The sequence below is a fragment of the Streptomyces sp. NPDC045956 genome (assembly GCF_056430705.1).
In genome coordinates this window covers 653,914-661,804 of the sequence record NZ_JBWKKZ010000002.1, presented here as the reverse complement: position 1 = coordinate 661,804, position 7,891 = coordinate 653,914, and the positions used below count along the sequence as shown (strand labels likewise).

The window sequence follows — 7,891 nt, the reverse complement described above, 5'->3', positions numbered from 1 at the left end:
GACATTGCCGTCCGAAGAATGAACCACCAGGTCGTCCCTACCGTCACCCGTGATGTCCGCGAAGTACAGACGACCCAGGTCGGCCCCGGTGACGAAACGGCCCCAACCCGCGCTCCAGTGGGTACCCCCGTCGAAGTAGGTACCCATGTTCTTACGGACCGCGACATTGCCGTCCGAAGAATGAACCACCAGGTCGTCCCTACCGTCACCCGTGATGTCCGCGAAGTACAGACGACCCAGGTCGGCCCCGGTGACGAAGCGACCCCAGCCCGAGGACATGACGGTTCCCGGACCGAAGCCGGTGCCGAGATTGCGGTGGACGACCACGGAACCGTCGATGCGCTGCAGGACGAGGTCGTCCCTGCCGTCGCCGTCGATGTCGGCGGGGGTCACCTTCTCGCGGGACGCGACCTCCTTCACCCAGCCGGCCAGATCGTCGACTCGGGTGTCGACGGCGCCGGTGCGGGTCTCCGCGGGGTCGATACCGAGGCAGCCGCCCTGCCAGGAACGGGAGCTGACGCTCACGAGCTGGGGGCTGCCGTTCACGGAGCGCAGGGTGGGCCCTCCGGCGTCGCCCTGGCACACCGTCGCCGTGTCGGAGCCGTCGAGGTTGACCGCCGTGTCGGTGGTGGAGGCCACGGTGAAGGTGCCGGTGTGCAGCTTGTCGGGCACCCACTCCGTCCTGGTCCGACCGAACCCGGCCTTCGTCAGTTCCTCACCGCTCGCGGCGGGAGCGGAGGCTATCGGCACGGGCGTGATCGCCGGGTCGGCGATCCGCTTGCTGAGCCGGACCAGGACGAGGTCGCGGTCGGCGTGCGGCACGAGGGCGAGTGCGGGCTGGACGCTGCCGCCCGTCTGCGTCAGGTCGGTGCGACCGACCGTGACGGTGGTGGCGACGGCGGGCTTCCCGGCGGCGGGCTTGGCGTCCGGGGCGAAGCAGCTGGCGGCCGTGAGCACCCACTGGGGGTCCACCAGGGTCCCGGTGCAGGCTCGTTGCTCGCCGACGTTGATCTTCGCGACGAACGCGAGCGAGGCGTCGGCGGTCTCGGCGCCGTTGAGGGCGACGGCCGGCGGAGCGGAGAGGCCCGTCAGAGAGCAGGCCACGATGGAACCGACCAGCAGCAGTGAGCGGGAGAGAGCGCGGGACATGGGATTCCTTCTCGAGTGTTCTGCGGGGAATGCGCGTTCGTGCCCGGCGGCTCGCGGCAGGGCACCGCGGGCTCCGGCGACGAGCTACTTGGAGGTTCTGATCTCCATGAGCATGAACTCGCGTCCCTGCTCGTCCGCGCTCTCACCCACGGAGGTCCAGGTGTTCTTCTCGATGTCGAAGGACTTCTCCTCGTCCCCGACGCTCATGTCCACCCGGGTCGTGTAGTCGTTGCCCCTGACCACGTAGACGGCGGGGATCTCCAACGTGAGCCATCCCGACGAGCCGACCGTCCGGAAGCAGATGACCTCGTCCTCACGTCTCGCCATGACCTGGAGGAGGCCGGTTCCCGAGGCGCAGTCGGCGAGAGTGATGTGGCCGTCACCGCGCTTGAGGACGATGCCCCGCTCCCGCAGGATCCGGTCGGCCTCCGGATAGGCGTAGTCCTCCACGGCGTAGCCGGGCGCCTCCTCGGCCACCGCGACCGCCCCGCCGCTGTCGCCTCCGCCCTGCGTGCCCGCCGGCAGCAGGCCCCACGCCAGGGCGCCGACGGCCGTGGCCAGGAGCAGGGTGCGCACGATGAACTTCTTACGGTGCGGCTCGGCCGCAGTCACGACGTGTTCCTTCATCTCTTCCCTCTGTCGATCCATAGGGGCTGCGTCGGAGAGGCCTGGCCGCGCCGGGACGGTGCCTGGAACACGACGCACGGCTCGCGGCCGTCTGCCTGGAACGAACACCCCTGAACTCCCCCGTACTTCGACAGCCCCCGGCCCGGCGGCCATCACTCCCCGACTCCCCCACGTCAGGAAGTCGTCCGGAATTCCGACCTCCGACGCCCCGGCTTCACCGAGTCTGTACATGTCATCGCCACCAGCTGATCTTGTCCACCGCATCAAAGGGAACAAACCAGGCAAAGCATTCAGATTCGCGGTGAGGTCCGTCACCTGATGCGCAAGTCGCGCGCCCCTGCGTGAGGACTTCGTGCAGAGCAGCCGGCGTCCTGGCGGGGTGTCGTCCGATCGGACGACACCCCCGTCACCCGTCCGTCCGCCGAAAGCGACCACACCGCCGACCGGCGGCACCGCGCTGCTGGGAGAGGATCGAGGCAGTTGCCCCTCCACACCGCGGAGTTGTCGCACCATGCATCGACGAACCCCCCGCCCGACCTCCCCGCCCGGCGGTCCGGTGCCGTCGTCACGTCCCGCACGGCTGACGGGCGGGCGGTGGTGAACCGGCGCCTCGCGGGCCCCCTCGCCGTGCTGGCCGCCGTCACGGCGGCCCTGGCCGGGTGCGCGTCGGGCGACGGCACCGAGGCGGAGCCGCCGGTGTCCGCCCCGCCCGCGGCGACCGGCCCCCCGGCGCCGGAGACCGGCACGGGCCCGACCCGCACACCCGAAGGCACCCTGCTGGTCACCGACTTCGGCGCGGACACCGTCACCTTCGTCGACCCGGCCCGGTCGGGCGAGGCGGCGGACCTGGGCTCGGTGCGGGTGGGGACCGCCCCGTACGGGGTCGCCCTCGACGACGAGGGTACGGCGTGGGTGGCGACGGCGGAGGGGGTGGCCGCGGTGGACACCCGCGCCCGCGAGCGCACCGCGCTGATCCCCTACACGACCGACACGGGCCCCGTGGCGACCGGCGAGTACCGGGGCGGTGGCATGGGCATCGCCGTGTCCCCGGACGGCGGCCGTGTCTACGTCGGCGTCAACGTCCCCGGCGGCGACGGCACGCTGGAGGTCGTCGACACCGAGCGGCGGAAGGTGACACAGACCGTTCCGGTCGGCCGCCGGCCCTTCGACGTCGACGTGTCGCGCGACGGCCGGCACGTCTACGCCACCAACCACGACTCCTTCGACGTCACCGTCGTCGACACCGGCGACTGGACGGCGAGCCGGGTCGAGGTCGCGCCGTACGGCACGGAGGGCGGCCTCGGCTCCTGGCTCAAGCCGCACTACACCGCCGTACGCCCCTCGGACGGCGCCCTGCTGCTGCCCTTCGAGGGGGAGCGTCTCGCCGTGGTCGACCCCCGCACCGGGGCCGTCCGGATCGAGGCCATGACCGCCAACACCCACCAGCACGGGGTGGCGGTCGGCGACGACGGCACCCTGTACGCCGTGGGCACCGGCCCGATCGACCCGTCCGAGGACGAGGGTCCGTCCCTGACCGTGCGCCGGCCCGACGGGAACGAGCGGGTCATCCCCCTGGACGGCCCGCACGAGACCGTCGTCCCCTCGGCGGACGGCCGCACCGCCTACGTCTCCGGCGGCTTCACCCGGGACGGCTACTGGAACGGTCTGAGCGTCGTCGACACCGGCACGGGCCGGGTGACCCGCCTGCCCGTCGGCGAACGGCCCCTGGGCATCGCACTCCTGTGAGACGGCCGCACCGTGCCTCGGGCACGGCCGCCTCCGGTGGCGCCGCTCAGCGGGACGGGCGCACCGGGGCGCCGGCCGTCCCCCGCTCCCGGCCGCTCAGCTCGCCGTCCAGGGTCTCCTGGGCGACGCGCATCGCCTCCGCGCAGCGCGGCTGCCCCATGCGCTGCCGGGCCACCTGCGGATCGACCTGCTCGACCTGGCTCATCACCCACGAGATGTTGCCGAACGGGTCCCGGACCCTGCCCCCGCGGTCCCCCATGCGCTGTCGGCCACCTCGGTGACCACCTGCGCGCCGTGTTCGACCGCGGCGGCCGTCGCGGCGTCCGCGTCCGGCACGTGGACCCGCAGCAGCGCGGGCACCACCGGCCGGTCGGCCCGCCGGTCGAAGGCCGACACCACCGTGTCACCGACACGGATCACACGGATCTCACCGTGCCCGACGGTGCCGTCCTCGACCTCCACCCGGGCCGGCTCCTCACCACCGAACGCGGCGGTGACGAAGTCGAGCAGCGCCCCGGTGCCGTCGGTGACCACCCACGGCGCGGCGCGATGCGGTGCGGTGCGGACGACGCTGAACGGGGAGTAGGCCGGTTCCGGTCCTGCTCGGCGCGGCGCGGCGACGCCGCGCTCGCCGGTGGATCGGAGTGCGCGGTCACCGCTACGTTGGCCGCGGCCCTGATCACTCGCGCCGAGAGGACACCATGCCCGCCGACGACGGCCCGTACGAGATTCTTGACGACCGCTTCCGCACCGGACGCTGTACGAACGGCGACAACAGGCTGGAGGTCCTGTACGACGACTGCCGGTGGGCCGAGGGGCCGCTGTACGTGCCCGCCTGGCGGCAGTTGATCTGGAGCGACATCCCCAACGACCGCATCCTGCGCTGGGACGAGGCCACCGGCACGGTCGGCGTCTTCCGTACGCCGGCCGGGCACAGCAACGGCAACACCCTCGACCGGCGGGGCAGGCTGGTCACCTGCGAACAGGGCAACCGCCGTGTCACCCGCACGGAGCCCGACGGGACCGTGACCGTGCTCGCCGACCGCTTCGACGGCAAGCGGCTCAACAGCCCGAACGACTCCGTCGTCCGCTCCGACGGAACGATCTGGTTCTCCGACCCGGACTTCGGCATCACCAGCGACTACGAGGGCCACCGGGCGGAGTCCGAGATCGGGGCGTGCAACGTGTACCGGATCGACCCGGTCTCGGGCGACGTCCGACTGGCGGCCGACGGTTTCGAGGGGCCCAACGGCGTCGTCCTGTCCCCCGACGAGAGGCGGCTGTACGTCTCGGACTCCCGGGCCGCGCGGATCCACGTCTTCGACGCCGGCGAGGACGGCACGCTGTCCGACGGGAAAGTCTTCGCCGAGGCCCGGGGCGACGTGCACTTCGACAACATCCGCTTCGACGACCAGGGCCGGCTCTGGGCCGCGGCGCTGCACGACGGCGTCCACTGCTACGACCCCGACGGCACCCTCATCGGCCGGCTGCGGGTACCCGAGCCCGTCTCCAACATCGCCTTCGGCGGCCCGAAGAACAACCGCCTGTTCATCACCGCCACCACGTCCCTGTACTCACTCGTGATGTCGGTGACCGGCGCGCCCCGTCTGTAGGCCCTCGGCCGTCCGTGTCCCCGGCCGGTGCGGGGGCACGGGAGGTCACCGCTGCCGCGCGCGGTACAGGTCGCGCAGCAGGGCGATCTCCGCCCCGTGGTGGAGCACTTCCTGGTTGACCCACCAGACGATGTCGACGAACGGCTCCTCCGCGTCGCTCCCGTGGGGATAGGTGCACCGGCCGACCTCGTCCAGCGCCGCCTCGTCGGCGCCCAGCAGCGCGTCCCGCCAGGCGGCGGCGCCCGTGGCGAAGGCCGCGACCGCTTCGGCCGCGCCGCCGCACACCGCGTAGTCGTCGCGGGTGAGCGAGTGGGTGCCGGCGGTGTGGTCGGCCCGCAGGAGGAGCATCTCGCCGAGATGGCTCAGCCGCCAGGCGAGGGTCGTCAGGGGCGGCGGCGAGGGATGCGGGTACGGCGCCGTGTCCCTGCCCCACTCACCGGCGCCGGTCAGCCCGGTCGCGCGCGGCCCCGGCCCGTCCGCCCGCCGCCTGACCGACCAGCAGCGATCCGGCGCGGGCTCCCAGAAGTACTCCTCGTCCGTCAGAGGGCTCACCCCCGTCTCCGTGCCGTCCCCGCTGTCCATGACCGGCCCGGCCATGCGGTCGCTGAGGCGCCGGCAGGCGAAGTCGTACTGTTCCAGCAGGGGAGCCAGACGGGACGGTGTCATCCATACACTCCTGTGTCGCAACGAAGGGTCCGCGCCCCCTGGGGAGGCGGCCCTGCCGAGCCGCCAGCCTGGCACAGCGGCCGGACGCCCCGCGTCCCGTTTTCCGCCTGCCGGGAAGGGGTGAACCGCTGTGCGGGGCGGGGTCGTTGCGGCGTAGGTTGGGGGCGACGTACCCACGCCTCGGCTGAAAGACGGACCGTACTCATGAGCGACCCCGTGACGACACCCGGCTCCGCTGCGCACCAGAGGATCGACACCTCGGTGCCGCACTCGGCCCGGATCTGGAACTACTGGCTGGGCGGGAAGGACAACTACCCGGTCGACGAGCAGGCCGGCGACGCGTACACCGCGGTCTTCCCCGGCATCGTCACCATCGCCCGCAGCAGCCGTGCCTTCCTGCGCCGCAACATCACGTACCTGGTCGCCGAGGCGGGTGTGCGGCAGTTCCTCGACATCGGGACGGGTCTGCCGACCGCCGACAACACCCATGAGGTCGCCCAGCGCATCGCCCCCGAGACCCGGATCGTCTACGTGGACAACGACCCGATGGTCCTCGCCCACGCCCGCGCGCTGCTCTACTCCACCCCCGAGGGCGCGACCGCCTACATCGACGCCGACGTGCTCGACCCCGAGAGTGTCCTCGCGGACGCCGCGAAGACGCTGGATTTCGCACAGCCCGTGGCCCTCATCCTCAGCAACATCCTCGGGCACATCGCCGACTACGACCGGGCGCGGTCCGTCGTCACCAGGCTGATGGAAGCGCTGCCTTCCGGCAGCTACCTCTCCGTCAACGACGGTTCCCGAGGCATCGACCCGGAGTTCGAGGAGGCGCAGGACGCCTACAACGAGAGCGGCGCCGCCCCGTACGTCCTGCGCACCGTCGAGCAGATCACCGCGTACTTCGACGGCCTGGAGCTCGTCGATCCCGGGGTCGTGCCGGTCACCCAGTGGCGTCCGGACGCCGGCTCCCCCGCTCCGGAGCCCATCGGCGAGCACGGCGGCCTCGCCCGCAAGGTGTGACACCGCCCTGACGGAGTCCGTCGCCGGCGGCGGGAACGCGCCGGGGCGACGGGCCCGTCCCGCCGGTCCCGGCACCCGATCCCGAGGAGTGCGCGCATGCCCGCATGGTCGTTGCCCGAGACGTTCCCCAGCAGCTCCGGCGCAGTCCGGTGGAACCGGCTGGGCGAAACCGGCCGGCCGGCGCTGGTCCTGCTGCACGGCACGCCGTTCTCCTCGTACGTCTGGCGCGCGGTGGCCCGCTCGCTGGCGCGTGAGCACCAGGTGTTCGTCTGAGACATGCCGGGCTACGGGGCGTCGGAGAAGTCCGCCGGTCAGGACGTGTCCCTGGCCGCCCAGGGCCGAGTCTTCACGGAGCTGCTGGCCCACTGGGGTCTGGAGCGGCCGCTCGTGGTCGCCCACGACTTCGGGGGCGCCGTCGCGCTGCGGGCCCATCTGCTGCACGGCGCCGGTTACCGGGCGCTGGCCCTGGTCGATCCGGTCGCGCTGGCCCCGTGGGGTTCGCCGTTCTTCCGGCTGGTCCGCGAGCACGCCGAGGTCTTCGAGGCGCTGCCGCCGCCGCTCCACGGGGCGCTGGTCCGCGAGTACGTCGCATCCGCCAGCAGCCCGGGGCTGCACCCCGCGGTCCTGGACCGGCTGGTGGGGCCCTGGCTCGGCGAGGCGGGGCAGACGGCGTTCTACCGGCAGATCGCCCAGGCCGACCAGGGCCACACCGACGAGATCCAGGAGCGGTACGCGGACATCACCGTCCCGACGCTGGTCTGCTGGGGCGAGGACGACGCGTGGATTCCGGTGGCGAAGGGGCGTGAACTCGCCGCTGCCGTGCCCGGTGCCCGATGGGAGCCGATCGCCCACGCCGGTCATCTCGTCCAGGAGGACGCGCCGGCCGAGCTCACCGCCGCGCTGCTCGCCTTCCTCGGGCGCCTTCCCTGACGGCGGCGCGGTACCCGGGCGGCCGAGAGGAGCCCGGGCATGCCGCGGGGGGAGGGGGGGTGGGGGAGAGGGGGGGCGGGGGGAGAGGGGCCCGGTGGGGGGTGTTGATTAAAAGGGGGGGGGGGGTGTTTTTCTTTGGA

Annotated in this window: 6 protein-coding genes and 2 pseudogenes; 4 read left to right on the top strand and 4 right to left on the bottom strand. The window is 72.5% G+C overall.

Going from position 1 to position 7,891, the window contains the following annotated elements; all coding sequences use genetic code 11:
• On the bottom strand, positions 1 to 1,149 hold a 1,149-nt coding region (locus AC07FV_RS08705; protein ID WP_479085665.1), incomplete at its 3' end, for a trypsin-like serine protease.
• A gap of 84 nt (positions 1,150 to 1,233) precedes the next feature.
• Complete coding sequence (locus AC07FV_RS08700; protein WP_479085664.1) at positions 1,234 to 1,761, bottom strand: hypothetical protein; 528 nt, start codon at positions 1,759 to 1,761, stop codon at positions 1,234 to 1,236.
• A gap of 612 nt (positions 1,762 to 2,373) precedes the next feature.
• Between AC07FV_RS08700 and AC07FV_RS08695 the strand changes: the two genes are divergently transcribed.
• A complete protein-coding gene (locus AC07FV_RS08695) occupies positions 2,374 to 3,522 on the top strand; it encodes a YncE family protein (protein WP_479085790.1) in 1,149 nt (382 codons plus the stop codon).
• A 46-nt stretch (positions 3,523 to 3,568) separates the two neighbouring features.
• Here the strand turns inward: AC07FV_RS08695 and AC07FV_RS08690 are convergent.
• A pseudogene (locus AC07FV_RS08690) lies at positions 3,569 to 4,056 on the bottom strand (VOC family protein).
• Positions 4,057 to 4,223: 167 nt separating this feature from the next.
• Here AC07FV_RS08690 and AC07FV_RS08685 point away from each other — a divergent pair.
• Positions 4,224 to 5,135, top strand: coding sequence for an SMP-30/gluconolactonase/LRE family protein (locus tag AC07FV_RS08685; protein WP_479085663.1), 912 nt, complete (start codon positions 4,224 to 4,226; stop codon positions 5,133 to 5,135).
• Positions 5,136 to 5,180: 45 nt separating this feature from the next.
• Here the strand turns inward: AC07FV_RS08685 and AC07FV_RS08680 are convergent, their stop codons facing one another.
• Positions 5,181 to 5,801, bottom strand: coding sequence for a DinB family protein (locus AC07FV_RS08680; RefSeq protein ID WP_479085661.1), 621 nt, complete (start codon positions 5,799 to 5,801; stop codon positions 5,181 to 5,183).
• Positions 5,802 to 6,005: 204 nt separating this feature from the next.
• Here AC07FV_RS08680 and AC07FV_RS08675 point away from each other — a divergent pair, with 204 nt between their 5' ends.
• Both AC07FV_RS08675 and AC07FV_RS08670 read left to right on the top strand, forming a co-directional pair.
• Positions 6,006 to 6,821, top strand: a complete 816-nt coding sequence (locus AC07FV_RS08675) for an SAM-dependent methyltransferase (RefSeq protein WP_479085659.1) — start codon at positions 6,006 to 6,008, stop codon at positions 6,819 to 6,821.
• A gap of 96 nt (positions 6,822 to 6,917) precedes the next feature.
• Positions 6,918 to 7,751 (top strand): annotated as a pseudogene (locus AC07FV_RS08670) (alpha/beta fold hydrolase).
• Positions 7,752 to 7,891: the final 140 nt, after the last annotated feature.

Coding starts and splice junctions, on each gene's coding strand:
- AC07FV_RS08685 (WP_479085663.1), top strand. CDS start 4,224: ATGCCCGCCGACGACGGCCCGTACGAGATTCTTGACGACCGCTTCCGC.
- AC07FV_RS08680 (WP_479085661.1), bottom strand. CDS start 5,801: ATGACACCGTCCCGTCTGGCTCCCCTGCTGGAACAGTACGACTTCGCC.
- AC07FV_RS08675 (WP_479085659.1), top strand. CDS start 6,006: ATGAGCGACCCCGTGACGACACCCGGCTCCGCTGCGCACCAGAGGATC.